The sequence below is a fragment of the Cryobacterium sp. TMT1-2-2 genome (assembly GCF_004403505.1).
Lineage (GTDB): Bacteria > Actinomycetota > Actinomycetes > Actinomycetales > Microbacteriaceae > Cryobacterium > Cryobacterium flavum.
Map to the genome: position 1 here is coordinate 18,407 of NZ_SOGS01000012.1, position 22,897 is coordinate 41,303.

17 protein-coding genes are annotated in these 22,897 nt (G+C 65.7%); 11 read left to right on the forward strand and 6 right to left on the reverse strand.

Annotation, left to right across the window (positions count from 1 at the left end):
- Positions 1-49: 49 nt before the first annotated feature.
- Entirely contained in the window at positions 50-1,012 is a 963-nt protein-coding gene (locus E3T35_RS08045) for a glycosyltransferase family 2 protein (protein WP_134345635.1), read from the forward strand.
- On the opposite strand, the gene E3T35_RS08050 is transcribed toward E3T35_RS08045, so the two are convergent.
- Positions 1,009-2,286, reverse strand: a complete 1,278-nt coding sequence (locus E3T35_RS08050) for an oligosaccharide flippase family protein (RefSeq protein ID WP_166789881.1) — start codon at positions 2,284-2,286, stop codon at positions 1,009-1,011. The genes E3T35_RS08045 and E3T35_RS08050 overlap by 4 nt on opposite strands.
- A gap of 94 nt (positions 2,287-2,380) precedes the next feature.
- A complete protein-coding gene (locus E3T35_RS08055; protein ID WP_134378405.1) occupies positions 2,381-3,322 on the reverse strand; it encodes a hypothetical protein in 942 nt (313 codons plus the stop codon).
- Between the two features lie 223 nt (positions 3,323-3,545).
- On the opposite strand from E3T35_RS08055, the gene E3T35_RS08060 reads away from it, so the two are divergent.
- The 5 genes from E3T35_RS08060 to E3T35_RS19235 all read left to right on the forward strand — a co-directional run bounded on the left by E3T35_RS08060 (position 3,546) and on the right by E3T35_RS19235 (position 9,575).
- Positions 3,546-4,877, forward strand: coding sequence for an O-antigen ligase family protein (locus tag E3T35_RS08060; RefSeq protein WP_166789882.1), 1,332 nt, complete (start codon positions 3,546-3,548; stop codon positions 4,875-4,877).
- A complete protein-coding gene (locus E3T35_RS08065) occupies positions 4,874-5,944 on the forward strand; it encodes an acyltransferase family protein (protein WP_134378409.1) in 1,071 nt (356 codons plus the stop codon). Before E3T35_RS08060 ends, E3T35_RS08065 begins: the two co-directional genes overlap by 4 nt.
- A complete protein-coding gene (locus E3T35_RS08070) occupies positions 5,941-7,008 on the forward strand; it encodes an acyltransferase family protein (protein ID WP_134378411.1) in 1,068 nt (355 codons plus the stop codon). Before E3T35_RS08065 ends, E3T35_RS08070 begins: the two co-directional genes overlap by 4 nt.
- 293 nt (positions 7,009-7,301) lie before the next feature.
- Positions 7,302-8,162, forward strand: a complete 861-nt coding sequence (locus E3T35_RS08075; protein ID WP_134378413.1) for a hypothetical protein — start codon at positions 7,302-7,304, stop codon at positions 8,160-8,162.
- Positions 8,163-8,339: 177 nt separating this feature from the next.
- The gene (locus E3T35_RS19235) at positions 8,340-9,575 is read left to right on the forward strand and encodes a right-handed parallel beta-helix repeat-containing protein (RefSeq protein WP_166789883.1); all 1,236 of its coding nucleotides are present in this window, start codon (positions 8,340-8,342) and stop codon (positions 9,573-9,575) included.
- 106 nt (positions 9,576-9,681) lie between these two features.
- On the opposite strand, the gene E3T35_RS08090 is transcribed toward E3T35_RS19235, so the two are convergent.
- Positions 9,682-10,200 carry an adenylyltransferase/cytidyltransferase family protein gene (locus E3T35_RS08090; RefSeq protein ID WP_134345626.1) on the reverse strand — a complete coding sequence of 173 codons (519 nt, stop codon included), beginning with the start codon at positions 10,198-10,200 and terminating at the stop codon, positions 9,682-9,684.
- A 255-nt stretch (positions 10,201-10,455) separates the two neighbouring features.
- Between E3T35_RS08090 and E3T35_RS08095 the strand changes: the two genes are divergently transcribed.
- The gene (locus tag E3T35_RS08095) at positions 10,456-12,330 is read left to right on the forward strand and encodes a hypothetical protein (RefSeq protein WP_134378417.1); all 1,875 of its coding nucleotides are present in this window, start codon (positions 10,456-10,458) and stop codon (positions 12,328-12,330) included.
- Positions 12,331-12,414: 84 nt separating this feature from the next.
- Here the strand turns inward: E3T35_RS08095 and E3T35_RS08100 are convergent, their stop codons facing one another.
- Complete coding sequence (locus E3T35_RS08100) at positions 12,415-13,488, reverse strand: glycosyltransferase family 4 protein (RefSeq protein ID WP_134345624.1); 1,074 nt, start codon at positions 13,486-13,488, stop codon at positions 12,415-12,417.
- A gap of 211 nt (positions 13,489-13,699) precedes the next feature.
- Here E3T35_RS08100 and E3T35_RS08105 point away from each other — a divergent pair, with 211 nt between their 5' ends.
- The 4 genes from E3T35_RS08105 to E3T35_RS08120 all read left to right on the forward strand — a co-directional run bounded on the left by E3T35_RS08105 (position 13,700) and on the right by E3T35_RS08120 (position 20,263).
- Complete coding sequence (locus E3T35_RS08105) at positions 13,700-14,425, forward strand: hypothetical protein (RefSeq protein ID WP_134378419.1); 726 nt, start codon at positions 13,700-13,702, stop codon at positions 14,423-14,425.
- A gap of 143 nt (positions 14,426-14,568) precedes the next feature.
- Complete coding sequence (locus tag E3T35_RS08110) at positions 14,569-18,147, forward strand: PKD domain-containing protein (protein ID WP_134378421.1); 3,579 nt, start codon at positions 14,569-14,571, stop codon at positions 18,145-18,147.
- Positions 18,148-18,225: 78 nt separating this feature from the next.
- A complete protein-coding gene (locus E3T35_RS08115; RefSeq protein WP_134345621.1) occupies positions 18,226-19,197 on the forward strand; it encodes a glycosyltransferase family 2 protein in 972 nt (323 codons plus the stop codon).
- A complete protein-coding gene (locus E3T35_RS08120; RefSeq protein WP_241988771.1) occupies positions 19,190-20,263 on the forward strand; it encodes a glycosyltransferase family 4 protein in 1,074 nt (357 codons plus the stop codon). The genes E3T35_RS08115 and E3T35_RS08120 overlap by 8 nt, the downstream gene beginning before the upstream one ends.
- A 41-nt stretch (positions 20,264-20,304) precedes the next feature.
- Here E3T35_RS08120 and E3T35_RS08125 read toward each other — a convergent pair whose 3' ends face one another.
- Entirely contained in the window at positions 20,305-21,309 is a 1,005-nt protein-coding gene (locus tag E3T35_RS08125) for a glycosyltransferase (RefSeq protein ID WP_134378423.1), read from the reverse strand.
- Positions 21,309-22,775, reverse strand: a complete 1,467-nt coding sequence (locus tag E3T35_RS08130) for a polysaccharide biosynthesis tyrosine autokinase (RefSeq protein ID WP_134345619.1) — start codon at positions 22,773-22,775, stop codon at positions 21,309-21,311. The genes E3T35_RS08125 and E3T35_RS08130 overlap by 1 nt, the downstream gene beginning before the upstream one ends.
- Positions 22,776-22,897 lie beyond the last annotated feature (122 nt).

Genomic DNA, 22,897 nt, shown 5'->3' on the forward strand with positions numbered 1-22,897 from the left:
GTCCTGAGAATTTGTCAGGCAGTCCCCTCGGATCTGCAATACTGACCGCATGACCGACTCGATCTTCGCCTCCCTCGCCGTCGTGGTGGTGAACTTCGGGTCGTGCGCGCTGCTCGAAGAGAACCTGCAACCGCTGTCCCGCTCGGCACCGGGCCTCGCGGTCGTGGTCGTCGACAATTTCACCGACACGGCCGAGCAGGCCAAGGTGGCGGAGCTCGCCGAGCGGGAGGGCTGGCAGTACCTGTTGTCGCCGACCAACCTCGGTTTCGGCGGCGGCATGAACGTCGGCGTTGCACGGGCACAGCAGAACGGGCGCACACATTTTCTCCTGTTGAATCCGGATGCCGCCATCGCCGCCGACCAGGTCGCCCGCCTGCTCGAGGTGGTCTGCAAGCATCCGCTCACCCTGGTCTCGCCGCGCATCCTGCGGCCGGACGGCTCAGTGTGGTTCGACGGCAGCGACCTGTACCTCGACGACGGACGCGTGCGCGCGACCCGCAAGCGCGGGGAATTCCTGGGCGCACGCACCACGCCATGGCTGAGCGGAGCCTGCCTGCTGATCAGCGACGAACTCTGGCGCCGGGTCGGTGGGTTCAGTGACGACTACTTTTTGTACTGGGAAGACGTCGAGCTCTCGCACCGGGTGCTGCAGGCCGGGGGAGCGGTCGCGGTCTGCGCTGAGGCTGAGGCGACCCACGCGCAGGGCGGCACCCAGGGCACCGGCCAGCACAGTGCCGGCCAAGCCAAGTCGTACTCCTACTATTACTACAACGTGCGCAACCGCCTGGTCTATGCGGCCCGCAATCTCGAAGGCGAAGACCGCCGGCGCTGGCGGCGGCACAGCGTCGTTGCCGCCTGGGAAGTCATCTCCCGCGGGGGCCGGCGCCAGTTGCTGACGTCGCTGCGGCCGCTTCTGGCCGCGACCCGCGGGCTGCGCGACGGCTTCGCCTACCGGCTGACCCCCGAAGCTACGACCGTGACGATCCCGGCCGGAACGACTAGAACAGGCTAGCGCTTGCGTCGCCGGGTGAACCGTTTCGCGTACTCGAGCAGGGTCACGAAGTCGGTACGCCGCACGCCGTAGAACTGCAGCGGGTTGATCCCGAATTTGCGGTACATGAACGCGAGGTTCAGGTTGCTCGAGATCAGGTTGCCGGCCAGGGTCGCCAGCGCGGCCCCCATCGCGCCGAGCATCGGTGCCAGCACGATCAGCATCCCAATGTTCACGAGGCAGGCGATCAGCAACGACATGCTACGGAGGCCTGGGCGTCCTCGCGCGCTCAATCCGGAACCGCCGATCGACCCCGGCGTGCCGAGCACCACTGCGGCGAGCAGCACGCCGGCCACGGGAAGCGCGGGCCGAAAACCTTCGCCGAAGAGAAACGGCAGCCACCACAGCATACTCACGCCGAGGAACAGGGCTGCGCCGGCGCACAGCATGGTGGAAATGCGCGCCGAGGAGGCGAGGCGCGCGTCGACCGAATCGGCGGCATCCGTTACGAAGGTGACGTCGCGCACCGCCTGGTTGATGATCAGCGGCAGTTCGCTCACGCTTACCGCGACCACGTAGAGGCCGAGCTGGTAGGTGCCGGCGAATGGCGTCATGAGCACCTGGTCGAGCCTCGAGAGCAGAATGCCCGAGAGCGATCCGACCCAGATGCGCAGGCCGTAGCTGAGCAGGCCGGCCGTGCGCGCTTCCCGCGGCACGTCGAACGCGCGCGGATCGAGGCTGCGCATGCGCCCGATGTAGACGAACAGGCCGGTCACCGGCATTGCAGCCACGGCGATCGTCGCCACGAGTGGGGTGAGGGTGCCGGTGATCCAGAACGGAATCAGCACGGCGAGCCGCAGCGACGACGTGATGATGCGTTCCAGCGCCACCAGCCGCCAACTTTGGGTAGCGGATGCCACCCCCCGGAACACGCCGACCAGCAGGTTGGGCACGATGGCCAGGCAGGCCACCAGAATGAGTTGCTGCACGGTGGGGTCGCCGCCGCTCAGCCAAGTCGCCGACAGAGCGACCGCACCCATGGCGAGCAGCCCGGCGACGACGAGAATGAGCATGCCCCGGTTCGACGCGTTGCGGGCCAGGGTGGGGTTGCGGGCGATCGCCCAGGTCACGGCTTCGGGAACACCGAAGGTGGCGACGGTGACCACGAGAGCCAGCGGTGCGGTCGCGGCGGCCACGGCGCCACGACCGTCGACCCCGAGGGCCTGGGCCAGGATCGGTCCGGAGAACAGCGCGACGAGCGGGGGGAAAGCGTTTCCGATCAGCGCAATCGTCATGTTGCGCGAGACCGAATTCGGGGCTGCGCTGCGCGTTGCCGAGCCGGCTGATGACTGGACCAGTCGCCGGTCCGCTGTCGTGCCGCGGGGTCGCCTAGGCACCATCAGTGGTCACCGCCCGCAGCACCGAGGCGGTGGGCAACGGGCCCGACTCAAGAGGGTCATCGCGCAGCACCCGCTCGCGTTCGAGCGCGCCCACGCACGCCGCGAACTGTGCGTCGTTGCCCCCCTCGGTCACATTTTGTCGATAGAGCGTGCCGCGCTGCGAACCCGGAATAGCCGGGTACTCGGCCTGCCGCTCACCGACCTGACGGGCGCGAATGCCGTGCCGCACGGCGACCGAATAGACCCAGAGGTCGTCGGCTCGCGGGGCGACCCGGAGAAAATCATCACCCTCGGCGCGCAGAGCCGCGAGCAGTCCGAGCGGGTAGTAGATGCCGGAGACGCCGGTGCAGAGTGTTCGAAAACTGGCGGCGGTGCCGCGGGCGGCGACCCACCGGGAATAGGGCGCCACGTCGTCGCCGTCGAAGGTGATCGTGTGGGCGCGCTGCCCGGTGATGTCCAGCGGATGCCGCGCGGCCGCCCCGAGCAGCTCGGCCAGCCACCGGCGCGGGTACAGCACGTCGTCGTCGGCGGCAACCAAGGGGAGGGTTGGCCCGGTCAGGGCATACGGATACTGCTTCTTGTGCGGTCCAAAGTCGGGGCAGGAACGAATCTCCAGGCCCCGCCGCGCCAGGCGACGAAGCGTGGCCGGCGGGTGAGCCACGGTGGCCGTGTCATCAAGCCAGAGGATGAGTCGCGCGGGCCGGTTCCGCCCGGCTGCGATGGTCTCGAGGGCGTAGAACACCAGATGGATCCGGTGACCGAATGAGGTCAGGTTCACGACGACCGCGCCAGACCCCGTGACGGATCGGCGACTCAGTCGGTTGGTCAGGCGCAGGCGGGCGAGGCGCAGCTTGATGGCGGCGCGCTGCGCCAGGGCCGCCGGGTCCCGGCGCAGGTCGGCGACGAGCCGAGCAAATCTCTTGATGACCACAGCCAGCTTCCGGTTGCGCGATGAATATCTCTCACGAAACCGCCACTATACAGGCCCAGCCACCCGACCCCGCGCCCCCCTCTCGGGGGGTGATAATCCCTCAGTTTGCTGGCCGTCACCCTTGTTGCTTCGCCGCGGAGCCGTCTATTGTTGTGCACGATGCGGCTGCGCAACAGGGGACGGTGCCCGAATCGTCCCTGGGTGGCCCGGGTGGTGGTGGCTATTGTCCTTTCAGGTGCGCTCCAATAACACCGCGACGCGTCCCGCTGTGGTGCCGCCCCCGCGCACCCGCGCCGGCCGGTTCGCGTACCAGGCTCCGCCCGTCGTCAATAAACTCATCGCCGTCGTCGTTCTGGTCCTCGTCGCCTTGCGCCTCGATATCGACCAGGGCGTGACGGTGGGGGCGGTGGCCTGCGTGGCCCTGTTCCCCGTGTGGTTCCCCGTGCTGCGCCAGTATTCGGGCGCTCGACTGTTCCTGCTCGGCGGAGTGGTCGCCATCGCCTCCGGCATCTGGCTCACCGCCCTGTCGGCTCCCACGCACGATGCCAGTCTTGGCCAGGCCTTCGGTACGATCGCCGGCCTGGTCGGGTTGCTGGCCGGCGTCGGATTCGTGCTCTGGGCGCGCACCGTTCTGCCTGACGCCCAGATCGCCATCTGGTACGGCGCCGGAATCCTGCTCGGGGTCTCGCCGTCGAGCGAGCTGTACGCGGCGAACCCCTGGCGCTTCGGGTACTCGGTGGCCCTGACCATTCTGCTGCTCGGGATCACGCTGCAACTGCGCCGCCGCTGGCTGGAGCTGGCCGTTGCCCTGCTGCTCACCGTCGTCGCCACCCTGACGGATGCCCGCTCCACGTTCGCGTTCATGCTGCTGACGGTGCTGTTGGTCGCCTGGCAGATGCGCCCTACCCGGTCAACGCGCGGCAAGTCGGCGCTGCGAGCGCTGCTCGGACTCGGCGTGCTCGGCCTGGTCGTCTTCAACGTGATCCAGGCCCTCATTCTTGACGGCGCGCTCGGTGAGGCCACCCAGCAGCGCACCCTCGCCCAGCTCGAGGAGACCGGTTCGCTCATTCTCGGGGGCCGCCCCGAACTTACCGCCACGATCGCGCTCATGCAGCATCAGCCGTGGGGGTTCGGCGTGGGTACCGCGCCCAATCCGCAGGACATTCTGGCGGCCAAGACCGGCATGGCGTCTATCAACTACGACCCGAACAACGGCTACGTCGACAACTACATGTTCGGCGGCCACATCGAACTGCACTCCATCATCGGGGATTTCTGGGCGGCCTTCGGCATCCCCGGGCTGCTGTTCGCCCTCATTATTCTCGTGCTCATCGTGCGCAGCATCGGCGTCCACGTGGCCGCCAAAAGCGCCAGCGCCGTGCTGCTGTACCTCGGAATCAAAGCCGTCTGGTTCATGTTCTTCGGCCCATTCTTCAGCTCGTCGGTGCTGCTCGTTCTCGTTCTCGGGCTGCTCATCACCCGCAAAGTGCCCCCCGAAATGGATGCCGGGCTGCTCATCACCCCGGCCCTGCCAGCGGTTCGGCGCGGCAGATGAGCGCCACGAAACCGGCTGCCGAACGCATCGTCTGGGTCGACACCGGCCGAGGAATCGCCATTCTGCTCGTCGCGCTGTTCCACTCGGCGAATTGGCTGCTCGGCGCCGGTTTCGACATACCGTATTGGCGGGAGATCAACGACGCGCTGTCATCGATGCGCATGCCGTTGTTCTTTGTCCTGTCGGGCCTGTTCGCCCCCAAATGGCTCCTGAAGCCGTGGCGCGACCTGTGGACGGTCAAGGTGCGCCTCTACCTCTGGGTCTTCCTGCTCTGGGAAGTGGTCGGCTCGATCGTGTTCCTGCTCGGCCAGACCATGAAGGGCGAAGGCTTCGGCCTGCGCCAGGCCGTTCTGGGGCTGATCGTGTCCCCGGTGCTGCCGCGGTTCGAACTCTGGTTCATCTGGGCTCTGTCGATCTTCTTCGTTGTGGCCAAACTCAGCCGGAGAGTGGATCCCCGACTGCAGCTCGTCATTGCCGGTGCCGTGTCGCTGGTCGCGTTGAGCGGGTTCGAGACCGCCAACGTGGGCTGGTCCGGATCGCTCAAGTATTACTTCTTCTTTCTGGCCGGTATCTACCTGCGCGGCTGGATCATCCGCATCGGTACCGTCGACAACCGGCTGCTCATCGGCGCGGCCATGGCGCTCTGGGTGGCCGTCACCGCCACAGTGGCGTTGCTCGGCCTGCGCGATGTCTTCGGCCTGTATTTTCTGAACTGTCTGGTCGGTGTCGTCGGTGGCATTGCGTTCAGCCGAACCCTGCGCGGCGCACGCTGGTTTGGAGCGATCGGGCGCATCACCCTGCCCATCTACCTGGCGCACACGCCCATCGTCATCCTGATTTCCTTCGTGCTGTCCCTGCCGATCGTCTTTCCCGCCGTCGCCGCCATCGCGCCGATCCTGCCTCCCATCCTCGCGGTCACGGCGGTCGTGCTCGCTCTTGCCCTGAACCGGTTCGCCTCGCGCAGCGCTCTGCGCTACGCCTACGAGCCGCCTCCATTTGTCACCGAATTCGACCAGCGTCTCTTTCGGTCGATCCGCCCCGCCCGATCGACCGAGGAGCCGACATGACCCAGGTTCCCGTGCCACCGCCAGTGGCGGGCCGGGAGGCCTGGATCGACGTCGCGAAGGGGATCGCGATCACCCTGGTCGTGCTCTACCACGCGATCATGTATCTCGACGAGGTGGGGCTGGCCGGCGCCCTGGCCCCGCTCAACCCGCTGTTCGACACTTTTCGCATGCCGCTGTTCTTCTTCATGTCCGGAATTCTGGCCGCGTCGGCCATCCGCTTGCCCTACTGGCAGTTATTTCGCAAGCGGATGTCGCTGCTCCTTTACCTCTACCTGGCCTGGGTCACCCTGCAGACGCTGTTCCTGCTCGCCCTGCCGCCGATCAGCCCGTCGGGAGCGCCGAACACCACCTGGGCCAGCCTGGTCACCCTGTTTATTCGGCCCAGCTCGAACCTGTGGTTCGTCTACGCCCTGCCGTTGTTTTTCACACTGGCCTGGCTGATGCGACGCTGGTCTCCACTCCTGCAAGTCGCCCTCACCACTGTCATCGCGGTGCTGTTCGGTGCGCAGCTGCTGCACACCGGCTCACCGTGGGACAAGATGGGCAAGTATCTGCTGTTCTTCATCGCCGCGATTTATCTGGGTCCGCTGGTTCGACGCCTCGTTCCCCGCGTGCGGTGGTGGCACGTTGTGCTGCTCTGCCTCGGCTACGCTGCCCTGGTCGTGGTCACCACGAAATTGAACGTCACCAAGGTTCCCTTCGTGATGCTGGTCGTGAGCACGCTCGCCGTTGTCGTCGGCATCAGCGTCGCGGTGCTGCTCGCCAAAATACCCGCCTTCGATTTCGTTCGGTCCCTCGGCTCCCGTACCTTGCCGATCTACCTGGTGCACACTTTTCCAATGACGGCGCTCGCGGCCATCCTGGTGGCCTTCGACGTACAGGCTCCGGTCGCGGTCGCGACGTTGTTGCCACCGCTGCTCTGCACCGGTGCGATCCTGCTCGCCCTGGCCCTGCACCGGCGGTTTCAAGCGGTTCCGGGTGTTTTCTCGGTTCCCGTCGCATCCTGGGTCATCGCTCCGAAGCGAACCGCGATCCCGAGGAGCCGCAAAGTTAATTTGACGTAATTTCATTTTTGGGTAACACTCTAGTAACTATCGGTGACTCCCTGCGGTTGCCTCACCCGCATACCCGAACGTGCACCACCCGAAATGACTTCATGATCGACCATATCTCACGTTCCCACCGCCGACCCCTTACCCTGACCCCGCTGCATTCGCGCGGTGCGCACCAGCACCACCCGGCCGTCCATCGTTTTGATCCACCTCGTCCCGCCCTCACCCGCCCCGATCTGCCGCATGCCGTTCGTCTGGAACGCACGCGGACGCGGCGCAGCTCGAGCACACGAACGCCGACCCGCGTGGCCGCCGCAACCCTCGCCATTCTCCTTCCACTGGCCGGCCTGGCGGCTCCCGCCCAGGCCGCAACCGGTGGCGTTGTTCGGATCGCCACGGCGAGTGCAGGCAGTACCGGAGTTCCGTCCGGAACTACCCTGAAGGTGCACAGCGGGGATCTCAATATCACCAAGGCTGGCACGGTCATCAGCGGCCTGGACATTCGCGGCCTGGTCAAGATCAATGCGATCAACGTCACGATCAAGAACTCGATCATTCGTGGTCGCAGCCTCAGCGCCCCCGCCGCCCTGATCAACAATCTGGGCGGGCGCTCCGGCTTGAAGATCATCGACTCGGAACTGTACCCGTCCAAACCGTCCCCTGACATCAACGGAATCTACCGCTACAACTTCACCGCGACGCGCCTGGATATCCACGGCGTCATCGACGCCGTCCACATCACCGGAAGCAACGTCACCATCGCCGATTCCTGGCTGCACGGCAACCTGCACTACGCCAGTGACCCGAATCAGGGCGGTAAGCCGAGCCACGATGACTCCATCCAGATTCAAAAGGGCAGCAATATCACGGTGTACGGAAGCACCCTGAGCGGCTCCCACAACGCGGGCGTGCAGATCACCCAGGACACCGGCGATGTCTCCAACTTCTCCTTCAAGAACAACTTTGCTGACGGCGGAGCCTGCACCATCAACGTGGCCCAGAAATCCTACGGTCCCATCTACGGCACGGTCATCACGGACAACAAGTTCGGCCGCAATACCAAGGTGGTCAACAGCGCCATCATCTCGCCCAGCACGACCAAGATCAGCACGGCGCGCAACTACTACACGCCCGACAGCACGACAGTCTCGGTGCACGCCGGCTAGCTGCCCGCCAGAGCCCTCACGCCGGGGCAGGGTGCACTGCGCCTGCCTCAAGGTATTCACAACTTCTCGTTTGACCCATCCGCATCGATACGGAATGCTGTACCAACGACCGGCGGCTCCCTTCAGCTGCCCCGCCCAACACGACCCGAAGCGTGTGCAGGACACGAAAACACATTTATGAAACTCAACCCGAAACTGATCCACGGCTTACCCGCCCCCCAGAAAGCACGTTCCCCATTTCGTCGCGCGCGCACGACGGCAGTCGCCGCTGTGGCGCTCGGATTGACCGGCGCCTTTGTGGGAATCGCTCCCGCCCAGGCAGTCGACGAGGTGCAACCGAGCTACACAATCACCCCATGGGGTACCGAGCCCGCAACTCCACCCGTCGACACCACGCCGGCGACAGGACTGACCCCGGCGCAGCTACGTTGGCTGCTGGCTCAGCTGTTTCCACCCGTGACGCCCGCTCCCGAGCCGATTGTGGCCCCCGCGCCTGGGCCGGTACCCGCGCCGGCTCCGGCCCCGGTGCCGGCTCCCGCTCCCGCCCCGGTTCCCGTTCCAGTACCGATACCCGTCCCGGTTCCGGTGCCGGCCCCGGTGCCTGCTCCCATTCCGATTCCGACGCCTCCGTCGCAGGGAGGCACGCCGAACGAAAGCAACACCGGTGTGCCGGCGGGCACCAGGCTGACGGTACATAACGGCGACCTGACGATCACCCAGGCGGGAACCGTCATTGACGGTCTGGATATTCGTGGCATGGTCAAGATCGAAGCTCCCAACGTCACGATCAGAAATTCGATCGTGCGCGGGCGAGACCTGAATGGACCGATGGCCCTCATCGGCAACCTCGGCGGCTACGAAAATCTGCGCATCATCGACACCGAGCTGTTCCCCTCCACGCCGTCACCCGACGTTCAGGGAATCTACGGCTACAACTTTGAAGCCACCCGGCTCAATATTCACGGTGTGATCGACGGTATCCATCTGACCGGCGGAAACGTCGCGATCTCGGACTCCTGGGTTCATGACAACCTGCACTACGACCGGGACCCCAATCAGGGCGGCACGCCGAGCCACGATGATTCCATTCAGATTCAGGAAGGATCAAACATCCGCATAGACGGCAACCGGCTGACCGATGCGTGGAATGCTTCCGTGCAGGTCACCCAGGACCGCGGCGACGTGTCCAATCTCACCATCACGAATAACATTGCTGATGGCGGCGGATGCTCGATCAACCTCGCCGAGAAGGCCCACGGCCCGCTGCACGGTGTGGTCATCACCGACAACACCTTCGGCCGCAATACTCGGGTCGTCGATTGCGCGGTGATCGCCCAGTCGTCCACCAAGGTTCAGATGTCGCACAACTATTACACGCCCGACGACACTCTGGTCGTGGTTCACCCCGGGTAACCTGCGCAACGCGTATTCCGCACGCGTGATCGACAACAGAAGGGCGGGTTTCTCGTGCACTGCACGAGGAACCCGCCCTTCTGTGTTCCGCAAGAGCAAGCTGGCTCTAGGAAGTGCCTTCGATCGCCTGGGACTGCCAGCGAGAGGCGGCATCCGGTCGCGTCAGCGCGTCGAGGGCTCGACGCAGCATCGTGCTTGAAGTGTTGACGGTGTACGGAAAATAAACGACCTCAACGCCGACAGCGGCGAACTCCCGCTCCAGGCGGGTGCCTCGGGGGGTACCACGCCAGTCATCACCCTTGAAGAACACATCGAAACGCAGCTGGCGCCAGGTCTCCAGCTTGTCTTCAACGACTTCGGCGACGGCCTCATCGACGAATGAGATGTGCCGCACGATCTCGAGGCGCTCGAACAGCGGAACCACCGGGGTGACCCCCTTGGTCAGCTCAAGCATTTCATCGGACACGACGCCGGCGATCAGATAGTCGCACTGGCTTTTGGCGTGTTTGAGAATATTGAGGTGTCCAACGTGAAAGAGGTCGAACGCACCCGCGGCATAGCCGATGCGCAGGGGGCCTGCCGAATCGGTGCCTGAAGCAGGTGCTAGGGGATGTTCTGCGGCCATAGAGTGCTCAAATTTCTCTCAGACTGCCCCGCGAGCGCGGCAGGATTCGGGTCGAGAAGGTCAAGGGAAGTAATGAGGAATCCTAACGTCTATCCGCCGGCCTGACTAGGGTGCAGCGTGGGGCATTCGTGTTGGGCATTGCCCGACAGTGGAATAACTCTTTTTCGAGGTAGGAAAAAAACGGAAACTGAGTATAATTCCTGAACTGCGGGGGTCGTTCTGAGGCCTCCGACCACGAGAAAATGAGGCTCCTCTATGTTGTGGCGTTTTCGTTCCCCAGCGACAGTCATTGTCGCTTCCGCAGTGCTCGCCGCTGCGATATTCACCGGGGCGGGAGCGGCCCAGGCCGACACGTCACCCCCCAGCGCCTCCACCCCGAAGACCGTCGCAGCGGATGCCCTTCCCACAGCCCAAATCAACGGCGTCGTGTGGTCGCAAGTGATCGTGGGAAACACCGTCTACGTCGGCGGTGAATTTACCAAAGCGCGCCCCGCGGGAGCGTCCGCCGGTACAAGCGAGGTATCCCGATACAACCTCATGGCCTACAACCTGTCGACCGGAGTGATGACATCGTTCAACCCCAGCGTGAACGGTGTTGTTCGAGCGATTACCGCTTCCCCGGACGGATCACGTATCTATGTCGGTGGTGGCTTCAGTACCGTCGGCGGCGTCTCTCGTACCCGGCTCGCTTCATTCAGTACAGCGACCGGGGCGCTTCTGTCCGACTGGAAGCCGACGGCGAACGGCACCGTCCGTGCCCTCGGTACCTTCGGGAGCACGGTGTACGCCGGGGGCAGCTTCACCTCGACCAGCGGCCAAAGCCGCCAGAGGGCTGCATCCTTTGATGGCTCGACCGGGGCCGTGGGCGGCTGGAAAGGAACCATCCCCGATGGCTCGGTCAACGCGTTGACCATCTCACCCAACGGTGACCGGGTCGTCATCGGCGGCTCGTTCACCTCGTATAACGGGGCCACCACTCCCGGCTACGGAATGGCCGCCACGAACTCGAGCACCGGTGCCGGCGTCACCTGGAACATCGGCAAGCTGATCAAGAATGCCGGCCCCAACGGGGCCATCCTCTCGCTCACCTCCGACGCTGACGGCGTCTACGGTACCGGCTACGATTACGGTTCCGGTGCCATGTTCGAGGGTACCTTCCGGGCCAGTTGGAGCAACGGTAATACCGTTTGGATCGAAGACTGCCACGGGGACACCTACTCGGCTGTTCCGGTCGGCGACGTCGTCTACACCACCGCCCACGCGCACTTCTGCGGCAATATCGGCGGACCCCCCGAAACTAACCCGCGCAGCTATCACCGCACCCTGACCTTCACCAAGGCGGCGACCGGCACCATCGCGCGCAACAGCACGGGGGGCAGCTACTTCAACTTCGAAGGACGCCCAGCCCCGACTCTGCTGGCGTTCTTTCCCGACATCAACACCGGCACCTTCACTGGGCAGGGGCAGGGGCCGTGGAACCTCGCGGCCAACTCCCAGTACGTGCTCTACGGTGGCGAGTTCACCATTGTGAACAACAAACGCCAACAGGGACTCGTGCGCTTCGCAGTGTCGTCGATCGCACCGAACAAGGAGGGGCCGAAGGCCACCGGTACGAACTTCCAGCCGACGCTGAGCGTTCCCAGTGCGAGCTCGGTGAAGGTCACCTGGAAATCCAACTACGACCGGGACAACGCACAGCTCACCTATCAGGTGCTTCGAAACGGTGTCGTGGTGCACACGCAAACCGGGCTCTCAGCGGACTGGTTTAGGCCCACCCTCAGCTGGACGGATATCGGGCGATCGGGTGGGACAAGCTATACCTATCAGGTGAGAGCCACCGACCCCTTCGGTAATGCTGTCACCGGATCGTCGGCCAGTATCAAGGCCACCGGTGCGGCGAACAAGACCGCTCCCGACCAGACGATCGCACCGGAGGCGCCGACGGTTGCGCCCGACGCGACCGTGACACCCGGCGTCGCTCCCGTGCCGGACGTCGCTCCCGCGCCCGAGGTCCAGCCGCTCCCCGCCGCGCCGGAGGTGCAGCCGGACCCTGAGGTGAAACCGATTCCGGGCACCAAGCCGCTCCCGGATGACGCACCAGCGCCGATCCCCGAGGTTCCCGCGGCCTAGGTGCTGTGATCGAAATACTCGATCCTGAGGGGCCGCTCGATAGCCGAGTGGTCCCCTCAGGTGCGCTCGGGGCGCCGTCGTGCGCTAGCTGCGCGCCAGGACGCTGGCGATGAGGGCCCGGCGGCGATCGTGGGAGAACAGCGGGTTGACTCGAGCCGGCTGCGGCAGCGCAACCTCTGCCTGCACGGCCGCCGCCAGGCCGACGAGCGCGGATGTAATGTCGCGGTCGGGGGAATCGGTGCGTGGCACCCCGAGGCCACCCACGACCGGGAGGACTTCCCCAGCGCCGCCGTCCGCGAAGCCGACCGAACGCACGCCGACCCGCCACGCTTCGATGGGCACCAACCCGAACGGCTCCGGTGTCGACGGAAAACAGGCAACGGCATCGATCTCCTCGGCGATGGCCGAAACCGAGGCTGCTTCGCCGCGGTATTCGATGCGCGGATCACGATTCACCAGCGCCAGCACTGCCTGCAAGGCATCATCCTGCCCGGGGTAGGGTGCGCCAAAGAGAAGTAGTCGCCACCGGGCGCCGGACAATTCCCGGGATTGAAATGCCCGGGCCACCTCGAGATGCCCCTTGTGTCCATTGACCCGCCCGACAACTGCCACGGTCAGCGGGTCATGTATGGTGCGGGCCGGCACGTTGTCGATGGCGCCGAACACCGGAGCCGTGACCGATATGCGATCCCGGCCGACGCCGTGGTCGTGCAACCAGGCCGCGGTCGCCTCGCTGCAGGCGCACACCGGAAAGCTGCCTGCTGCCAGCAGCGTTCGCACGAGCAGGCCGCCGACTCGACCCAGGAGCAGCTCGTGCACCGAGACGTAGAATCGGCGGCGTCGGAGCCGCAGCACCGGAATATAGGCGCTCAGGGCCAGAGTCCACAGCACGACGACGTCTGCGCGGGCCACGTCGTGGCGGAGGACCAGCGGATGCAGCAAATCAGTCAATTTGCTGCGACGCAGCACCACCAGCGATGGGTCGACGACGACCGACACGGCAGCGCCGAACGGTGCCAGTTCGCTCGCCAACGGACCGGTGTGCGGAACGACGACCAGAACCTCGTGACCGAGGCTCACTAGGCATTCCACCTCCTGGCAGAGCACCTTGGAGGCGCCGTAGGCATCATTGCTGCCGTGCAAAATGGCAATTCTCATGTCTGTCGCCTCGTCGGTCGTATGTTTTGGGGGAAGTCGGTCGGGTACCGGAATTTCACACTGTACAGCGTGAGGGGATGCCCCCGGATGGGGTTCAGGCACCCCCTAGGAATGAGGGTGCACCCCGTGTATTAATGGCTGCACCCTATCTATCGCCACACCATGAACTCAACCCGACCTTGCAACCAGCCGAGCAACCTGGAGTTTCACCATGTCAGTGCACCATCCCGTCGATAACAACGCCGGCCCCACCGCGGGCGGCGAGTCGACCAAACGGCGACGCGTCTGGTGGATCGTCGCATCCGCAGCACTCGCTGTTCTCGTCGTCGTTCTCGTCGTCGCCGGGGTCGCCGCCTCGAACGGAGCAGGCCCAAACCTCGCCGGAGCCAGCCAGAGTCCCGCGTCGACCCCCCGGCCTAAGGCAATGCCGACCGCCACGCCGACCGCGGTGCCGTCACGCGACCCATCATCCACGGCGATTCCAACAGTCGCCCCCGCGCCGACCGAGGCCGCCGCTGCCGAACCCGCTCCGCCCGCCGCGCAGGCACCGGTGCCACTCACCGAATCAGCCGCAGCTGTCCCCGGCGTGGTCTTTAGCGTCGGTGCGCTCTCGGCCGTCGACGGCGTCGCGCGCGGCCCGGGCGAGGTGGGCGGCCCCTCCCTGCGTTTCACGGTGACCGTGCGCAACGACACGCCCGATACGGTGTCTTTAGGCTCAACCGTGGTCAACCTGTTTTTTGGAGCCGAGCAGAGTCCCGCCACCGAACTGACGGCGTCGGGCGGGGCTCCGTTCCCGGAATCGGTCGCTCCGGGGGCAACCCAGCAGGGGACCTTCGTTTTCGCCGTGCCTAGTGACCGGCGCGACCAGGTGAGCATCGCCGTTGACTACTCCGTCGGCGTGCCGATCGTACTGTTCGAGGGTGCCGCCCCGCGCTGATCGGCGTCCATCGGGCCTCACTGGGCGGCCCTGCGGTTGTGCCCCGGATAGGGGGCAGCAATCCATGAAAGATTCTCACTATACTCCGATGAATGCGGTGGCTACCCGACGCCCCTGCACCTTGTCCCGAGTAAGGAATCTTCGTGCGACTTCTCACTGCGTCTCGCCGTCACGTCAACCCGAGCGCTGCTCCCTCCAAAGACGCGAGCCCATCGCGTACGATCGGTTCGCTGCGTGCCGGCTGGCTCAGCCTGCTGACCATCGCGACCGTGCTCGCGGGCGTCTTGACGGCGCCCCTCATGGCGCAGGCCGACACCAGCCCGGTGGATGCTGGCACGCCGCTCACCGTAGCTGCGGACGCCCTGCCCACGACCCAGATCAACGGCGTCGTCTGGTCGCAGGTGATTGTCGGCAACACCGTCTATGCCGGAGGGGAATTCACCAAGGCACGGCCAGCCGGGTCGGCTGCAGGCGTGAACGAAGTCGTACGCAACAACCTGCTCGCCTACAACCTCACGACCGGCGTGCTGGTCGCGAGCTTCAATCCAGACCTCAACGGCGTCGTCCGCACGCTCGCGGCCTCGGCCGACGGCACGCGGCTCTATGCGGGCGGGTTCTTCACGACAGTCGGCGGGGTGGCCCGCTATCGCCTGGCCGCCTTCGACACTGCCAGTGGTGCCCTCGTCTCCAACTGGGCACCGACGGTCAACGCGTCGGTAAAGACACTGGCCACTTTCGGTGACACCGTTTACGTTGGCGGTGTGTTCACCTCAGCGAGTGGGGTAGCGCGCAATCAGACTGCCGCGTTCGCCACCTCCAACGGTGCCATTCGCGCTTGGACCGGTGAGCCGGTCGGCGGGTCGGTCAACACCATGGCGATCTCGCCGGACGGCACCAAGGTGCTCATCGGCGGCTCCTTCACCTCGTACAACAACGCTGACACCCCCGGGTATGGAATGGCCGCGACGGACTCAGTCACCGGTGCTTCCCTGCCGTGGGCCGTGAACGCTCTCATTCGCAACGGTGGCGTCAACGGTGCCATCACCAGCCTGTCCTCCTCGGCCGACGGCGCCTTCGGCACCGGTTACGACTATGGGTCGGGAGCGAACTTCGAGGGCACCTTCCGCGCTAACTGGTCTGACGGAACCCTGGTCTGGATGGAAGACTGCCACGGCGACACCTACTCAGCTGTACCGTTCGGCAATGTCGTCTACACGACCGGGCATACGCACTACTGCGGCAATATGGGTGGGCCGGTCGAAACTACTCCGCGCTCCTACCACCGCACACTCACCTTCTCCATGGCAGCGACCGGCACTCTCACGCCCAATGCCGTCGGCAGCTATGTCAGCTTCACCGGCAAGCCGAGCCCGAGCATCCTGACCTTCTACCCGGAAATCAACTCCGGTACCTTCACCGGCCAGGGCCAGGGGCCGTGGACCATCACCGGCAACGGGCAGTACCTGCTGTATGGCGGCGAATTCACCAACGTCAACAACAAGGGCCAGCAGGGCCTGGTGCGCTTCGCCAGCACGACGATCGCGCCCAACAAGGAAGGCCCGCGCGTGGCCAACGCTGCCTTCGCCGCTGCCTCTTTCGTGCCCACCGTGGACTCCCTCTCGGCCGGCACCGCCCGCATCGGCTGGAAAGCGGCCTTCGACCGCGACAATGAACGGCTCAGCTACGAGGTGCTGCGCGACGGGGTCTCCGTCGGCACGGTGACCGGCCTCTCGACCGACTGGTCTCGGCCGCCCATGGGCTTCACTGACACCGGGCTGACACCCGGCCAGACCTACGCCTACCGCGTGCGCGTGCAGGATTCCTTCGGCAATGTGAAAACCGGCAACCCGACAAGCGTGACCGTCTCCGGATCCGGCGACTACAGCGCCTACGCAACGACAGTGAAGAGCGACTCGCCCAGCTCATACTGGCCGCTCGGCGAACCGAGCGGCACCACCGCCTTTGACTGGGCCGCCGCCTCGAACGAAACCACCGGCACCGGCGTCATCCGGGACGTGGCGGGCGCGCTCGCCGCAGACTCGGACACGGCTTCACGGTTCAGCGGCACCACGGCCGGAACCGCAGCTTCCTCCGCTTTCGAGACGCCCCGCGGTGCCTTCACCGTGGAAGCGTGGGTGAAGACCACGACCAGAAGGGGCGGCAAGATTATCGGGCTCGGTAACGCGGCAACCGGAGCCTCGACCTCCTACGACCGTCAGGTCTACATGGACAACGCCGGACGACTCTGGTTCGGCGTGAAGCCCGGCATACTGCGCACGGTCAACACGACCGCGGCGTACAACGATGGCCAATGGCACCACATCGTCGCCTCGGTCGGCACCGCCGGCATGTCCCTCTACGTCGACGGCGCCCTCGCCGCCCAGCGCACCGATACCACCACGGCCGCCCCCGGCCAGGGTTACTGGCGCATCGGCGGCGACAACCTCAGCGGCTGGACCAGTCGGCCATTCAGCGACTACATTGCCGCCGACATCGACGAGGTGGCCGTCTACAACACGGTGCTCAGCGCCAGCGCCATCGCCCGCCATAACTCGATCGGCCGATTCGGCCCCCCGGCGAACGTGGCACCGACGGCATCCTTCAGCAGCGCGATCACCTATCGCGATCTGAGCGTTGACGCCACCGGATCGATGGACTCCGACGGCACCATCACGAGCTATGCCTGGAACTTCGGCGACGACACCACGGCGACGGGAGCCACCGCAACGCACTCCTACGCGACGGCCGGCAGTTACCCGGTCACCCTCACCGTCACCGACAACTCCGGAGCGAGCACGGTCACATCCCGAACAATTGATGCCACCGACCCACCGGCCAACGTGCCGCCGACCGCAGCGTTCAGCTACCAGGCCACGCCGCTCACTATCGCAACGGATGCCTCCGCCTCTGCCGACAGCGACGGCACCATTACCGGCTACAGCTGGGACTTCGGTGACGGGAGCATCGGCACCGGCGTGACCGCGTCACACAGCTACGCCGTCTCCGGCAGCTACGACGTGACGCTCACCGTGACAGACAACTCCACCGCCACCGCGCAAACGATGCAAACGGTTGTGGTTCCGGCTGTCGATCCGAACACGCCGCTGGCCACCGATGCGTTCTCCCGCACCCTGGCGACCGGCCTGGGCGCCGCCGACACCGGAGGCGCCTGGACCACCACCGGCACGGCATCCAACTACTCGGTCAGTGGTGGCGCCGGCCGCCTGAAAGCCGCCGCCGGAGCCACCGCCAACGCCTATCTTTCCGGCGTGTCCCTGCTCGATACCGACATGCTCGTCACGACGACCCTCCAGCAGGATGCGACCGGTTCCGGTGCGTACACCTCGCTGATCGGCCGCCGGGTCGGTACGGACGACTACCGGGTGCGCATGAAGAACCTGGCGACCGGCGTGGTACAGCTGCAGCTCATGCACGGCGCCACGACCCTGAAGGCCCAGAACGTCGCCGGCCTCACCTACACGACCGGAAACGCGCTCCAGCTGCGCGTTCAGGTCATCGGCTCCGCCCCGACCACGATTCGTGCCAAGGTCTGGGCCCTCGGCACCCCGGAACCGTCGGCGTGGCAGACCACGGTGACGGATTCGACCGCCGCGATGCAGACCCCCGGTGCCGTCGGTCTGGCCTTCTATCTGGGGTCGACGGCCACCGTAACACCCGTAACCGCAACTTTTGACGATCTGTTCGTCACGCGAGCCAATTGATTCTGGCCTCGTGTACGAGCACGGGTCTCGTTTCTCCAGCCGCTGCACCGTTCGCACCACTACAGAGGGGCGTTGGTCATGTCACCTGTCAACCGATTCACGACTGACCCGCGCGTTGTGATTGCGGTGCTGACCTATCGGCGCCCGGCCGACCTCGAGGAGCTCCTGCCGGAGCTCCTCGACCAGGCGGGCATGGTGCTCGCGCCCGTGGAGATCATCGTCATCGACAACGATCCCGACGCCGGAGCTCGCACCCTGGTGACCGATACCAGCTGGCTGGAGGTGGGGGAGCCGGCGACCCGACCGACACCCATCCGCTACGTCCACGAGCCCACCCCCGGAATCGCCTCGGCGCGCAACCGGGCACTTCAGGAAGGCCAAGGGGCTGACCTGCTCATCTTCATCGACGACGACGAACGACCCAGCAGCCACTGGCTCGTTCAACTGCTCGATACCTATTCAACCTATCGGCCGGCAGCCGTGGTCGGCCCGGTGCTCTCGCAGTACGACATCGAACCCGACCAGTGGATTCGCGCCGGTGGCTTCTTCGAACGCCGTCGGTTCGCTACCGGCACTCCGGTGTCGCTCGCTGCCACGAACAATCTGCTGCTGGACCTGGCCCAGGTACGCCGGCTCGAGCTCAGCTTTGATGAACGGTTCGGGCTGTCCGGCGGGTCGGACTCGCTGTTCACGCGGCAGCTGCACCAGCGTGGTGGGCAGATGATCTGGTGCGATGAGGCGATCGTCATCGATATCGTTCCGGCGGACCGCCTCACTCGAGAATGGGTGCTGCAACGGGCCTTTCGCATGGGCAATACCTGGAGCCGGATCAACCTCGACGACACCGAAAACGGCAAACGGGTGCTGGTACGCATGACCCTGCAGGCGCGCGGCGCCGCTCGGGTCTGCGGCGGGATCGTGCGGTACCTTGCCGGCTCGTTGGTCGGACAGGTGCCGCTGCGCGCCCGCGGCCTGCGCACCGCGGCCCGCGGCGCCGGAATGCTGGCTGGCTCGGTGGGGTCGGTGTACCACGAGTACAAGCGTGGCTAGCCGCCGAATTTCGACCGAGCGGGTCAGGCTGTACCGCACCCTGCGCAGCGCTCACCTGGAACGAGCACACGAGCTGCCGCCGGCCACGATTCTGTTTCGCTTTAAGAGGTATGACTTTCACGAGGAACTTGCTCAGGGCCTCGTGATTGTGCAGGCCCACCCGCTGCGCGCCGCGTGGTTGCTTGGCCGTTCCCCGGTCATGACGCTCGAAATTGGCGAACCGCTCATGCTCTCGAGCGTGTGGGCCAGTACGTTCGCGATCTGTGCCCTCCGACTGCGTGCACTTCTCGGCGGCGGACGGGCAAGCATCGTGTGTTACGCCCTGGAAAACGCCGACCCGTTCGACCGAAAGCTGGGCGCCCGTGCTCGGCTGCGCCGCGGCCTGAACGGTGTCGCAGCCCGCTTCGTCTGGGGTCAGACCGATCGAATCGTCTTCGGAACGGATGCTGCCCGCGTCACCTACCGCACGGCCCTGCCCGAACCCGCCCGTGATGCGGTCTCCGCCGTGATTCCGGCGTTGCCGGCCGCCTGCACCTGCCCGGGTGACCCCGAGGCGAACCGGGTGGTTTTTCTGGGGGCGTTCGTTCAACGCAAAGGGTTACCCAGCCTTCTCGCGGCTTGGCCGCTGGTCACCGCGCAGGTTCCAGAGGCCCGTCTCACCCTCATCGGCAAGGGGACGCTGGAAAACGAGGCGCGGCAGGCCGTGGCCAGCGACCCAACGATCGAACTGGTCATCGACCCGCCGCGCAGCGAGATCCACCGGCAATTGCGTCGCGCCGGCGTGCTGGCCCTGCCCAGCCAACCGACCGCAACCTGGCGCGAGCAGGTCGGTCTGCCGATCGTCGAGGGACTCGCGCACGGCTGCAGCATCGTAACCACGACCGAAACCGGGCTCGCGTCCTGGCTCGAGGAGCACGGCCACGACGTGATCGCGCCGGGCTGCACCCCGCAGCAGTTGGCGGATGCCGTGCTCCACACCCTGCAGACACCCAACCCCTCGGTCGTCGACCTGCCGGTCATCGACGGCCGGCTCGCTGCCGATGCCTGGCTGTTTGCCGGTGCCTGAGTGCGGGCTGTTGGGGTCCTGATCGCAGATTATCTGCGGGGTCAGCGCGTTCGTTGAGCCTGAACGGCCCGCTCATAGGCTGTGACGTGGTCGGCGGCCCCGACGTTCCATCGGCGGTGAGCGAGATTGGGGGTGGGCGTGTCGCGCGGTCGTCGGGCACGCGCGAGTGCGTCGGCCAAAGCCTGGGCGCACAGTGGGCCATTGTAGGTGAGTACCCATTCAGCGCCGACCTCCTCGGCCAGCGCCGCCGTCACCGCATTTTCCGGCACCAACACCGGCCGGTTGAGCGAGAGTGCCAGCAACGCGGCACCGGAATTATGCATCTCGGCGTACGGCAGAACGACCAGTTCGGCGGCACCGATGGCGTCGGCCAGCTCGGCATCGCTCGCGTGACGAAGCACGAACTCGATACGCGGGTCGCCGGCCGCCCCGAGCCGCAGCCGCTGGGCCAGCTCGCTGGATTGCGGAGCACCCACGATACGCAGCGTTGGCTGGGGATCGAGTCCGGAGCCCAGCTGGCGGAAGGAATCGACCAGGGCGTCTACACCCTTATACGGGCGAAGGAGCCCGAAGTAGAGCATCCGGCCAGGCACTGTCGCTCCCGACGGCTGGTCGAAATACCAGTCCCGGTAATCGCCGTGCGGGATGGTCTGTTCGAGCGCGCCAGCGGGTACCGGTGTGAACGGGTTGAGCCGAATCCACAGCGTGGTGCGCTGGTCGAACCGCTCGAGCAAGCGTTGGTCGTGCCGAGGGGAGAGCTCATGGCTGCGCACGTTGTGCAGCGTGCGCACCACCGCGGTGCGACGCAGCCGCAGCCGCGCCAGGAACAGGCGGAACAGCATCCGTCTGGCCAGCGCGCGGCCCGGCGTGCGCCCCTGCAGGAGAATCTCCGGCCAGTGCACGTGGAAAACGTCGTACCGACTCGTGAGTGCGCGGCGCCAGGTGAAGCCGAGCACGTCCACGTTGGGGCTGAGCGACCGGCTCAATTGCAGCAGGTAGGGATTCGTCGTGGCGCGACCCTCCGGAAACGACTGGAGGACCCGCACTACGACGACCGCGTCGATTCTGACGTTCGGGAACTGCGGCGGCCCGTCTCGTCAAACGTGGTGCGCGGTGCCCGGGTGGCGGTGACCCGGTTGGTCGTTCCGGGCGTCAGCGACGCGGAACCTGTTACCGGAGCGAGCGGTCCGTAATACACCTCAGCGCGACGCTCGCGTACCTGGTTGAGCACGATGCCGAGGATGCGGGCGTTGACCGCTTCGAGCGACTCCAGCGTGGTGGCCAGCTGTTGGCGGGTGGTCGACTTGTAGCGAGCGACGACGATGGCACCGTCGGTGAGGTGGGCCAGGCCCAGTGCGTCGGTGGCGGGCAGCAGCGGCGGGGAATCGACGACGATGAAGTCGTAGTCGAGCAGCAGGCGTTGCATCAGGGTTTTCATTGCTGCCGACCCGAGGAGCTGGCCGGGGTTGGGCGGCACGGCACCGGAGGGCAGCACGTCGATGCCGTCCGACCAACGCACGATGGCGTCGTCGGGGCCGACATCACCCAGCAGAACGGTCGTCAGTCCTACATCGCCTTCGAGGTCGCACAGCTCGGCGATCGACGGGCGCCGCAGATCGGCGTCGATCAGCAGCACCCGTGACGACCGCTCCGCCATAGCCAGGGCCAGGTTGATCGCGGTCGTGGATTTACCATCGCGCGTCACCGCCGACGTCACCACGGCGCTGCGCGGAGGGCTGTCCACGTCGATGAATTCCAGGTTAGCCCGCACTCGGCGGTATGCCTCAGCCAGGGCGCTGTGCGGCATCACCCGCATGACCAAACCGGCCGGATCGGTGCGCTTCTTGCGACCGACCTTTCCAAGCAGGGGGTCGGAGGACACCCGATCGAGGTCTTTCTCCGTGCTGACCCTGGTGTCGAATACCTCACGGGCCAAGGCGTAGAGCACTCCGAGAACGAGGCCGAGTAGCAGTCCGGTGATGATGATCAGTTGGGTGTTCGGGGCAAAGGGGCTGCCCGGTAGCTGAGCAGGCGAAACCGTCTTGACCGTGATCGATGGCAGGTTGTCCGGCCCTTTCGGTGCCAGATTCTGCACCGTGGTGGCGAGGGAATCGGAGACGGCATCGGCGAGGTCCACGGCCTGGGTGGCAGACCGGCTGGTCACGGTGATGTTGATGAACACCGTGTTGAGGGGAGTCACCGCGGTAACGCGCGAAGCCAGTGCCTGAGTGGAGATATTCAAGCCGAGCTTGCTGATCACCGGCCCCAGAACGGTTGGTGTCGTGGCGAGTTGCGCGTAGGACTGCACGAGGTTTTGCGTGAAGGTTGACGACTGCAACAGCTCGCTGGTGGTCGCACCCCGATCGCTCGTGACAAAGACGCTGTTGGTGGCCTGGTACTGCGTGGGCAGGGTCGTTGCGTAGCCCCACGCCACGGCGCCGCCGAGAAGGCCCACGATAACGATGAGCAGCCACCGTCTCGTGATGGTCCTCAGATAGTCGATTGGTTCCACAGCATTCTCCGTCCGGTTGCGCCCACACTACAATCAAGCTGATCAAAACTCACCTCTGAATGCGGGAGGGAGCATCCCCAGAAGGGGGCACACGGCAGAGCTGGCGCCTGAGGGCAGCGGAT

What these genes read in the sequence shown, in the direction of transcription:
- E3T35_RS08045 (WP_134345635.1), top strand. Translation starts at nt 50, where the DNA reads ATGACCGACTCGATCTTCGCCTCCCTCGCCGTCGTGGTGGTGAACTTC.
- E3T35_RS08050 (WP_166789881.1), bottom strand. Translation starts at nt 2,286, where the DNA reads ATGACGATTGCGCTGATCGGAAACGCTTTCCCCCCGCTCGTCGCGCTG.
- E3T35_RS08065 (WP_134378409.1), top strand. Translation starts at nt 4,874, where the DNA reads ATGAGCGCCACGAAACCGGCTGCCGAACGCATCGTCTGGGTCGACACC.
- E3T35_RS08070 (WP_134378411.1), top strand. Translation starts at nt 5,941, where the DNA reads ATGACCCAGGTTCCCGTGCCACCGCCAGTGGCGGGCCGGGAGGCCTGG.
- E3T35_RS19235 (WP_166789883.1), top strand. Translation starts at nt 8,340, where the DNA reads ATGAAACTCAACCCGAAACTGATCCACGGCTTACCCGCCCCCCAGAAA.
- E3T35_RS08090 (WP_134345626.1), bottom strand. Translation starts at nt 10,200, where the DNA reads ATGGCCGCAGAACATCCCCTAGCACCTGCTTCAGGCACCGATTCGGCA.
- E3T35_RS08095 (WP_134378417.1), top strand. Translation starts at nt 10,456, where the DNA reads ATGTTGTGGCGTTTTCGTTCCCCAGCGACAGTCATTGTCGCTTCCGCA.
- E3T35_RS08100 (WP_134345624.1), bottom strand. Translation starts at nt 13,488, where the DNA reads ATGAGAATTGCCATTTTGCACGGCAGCAATGATGCCTACGGCGCCTCC.
- E3T35_RS08105 (WP_134378419.1), top strand. Translation starts at nt 13,700, where the DNA reads ATGTCAGTGCACCATCCCGTCGATAACAACGCCGGCCCCACCGCGGGC.
- E3T35_RS08115 (WP_134345621.1), top strand. Translation starts at nt 18,226, where the DNA reads ATGTCACCTGTCAACCGATTCACGACTGACCCGCGCGTTGTGATTGCG.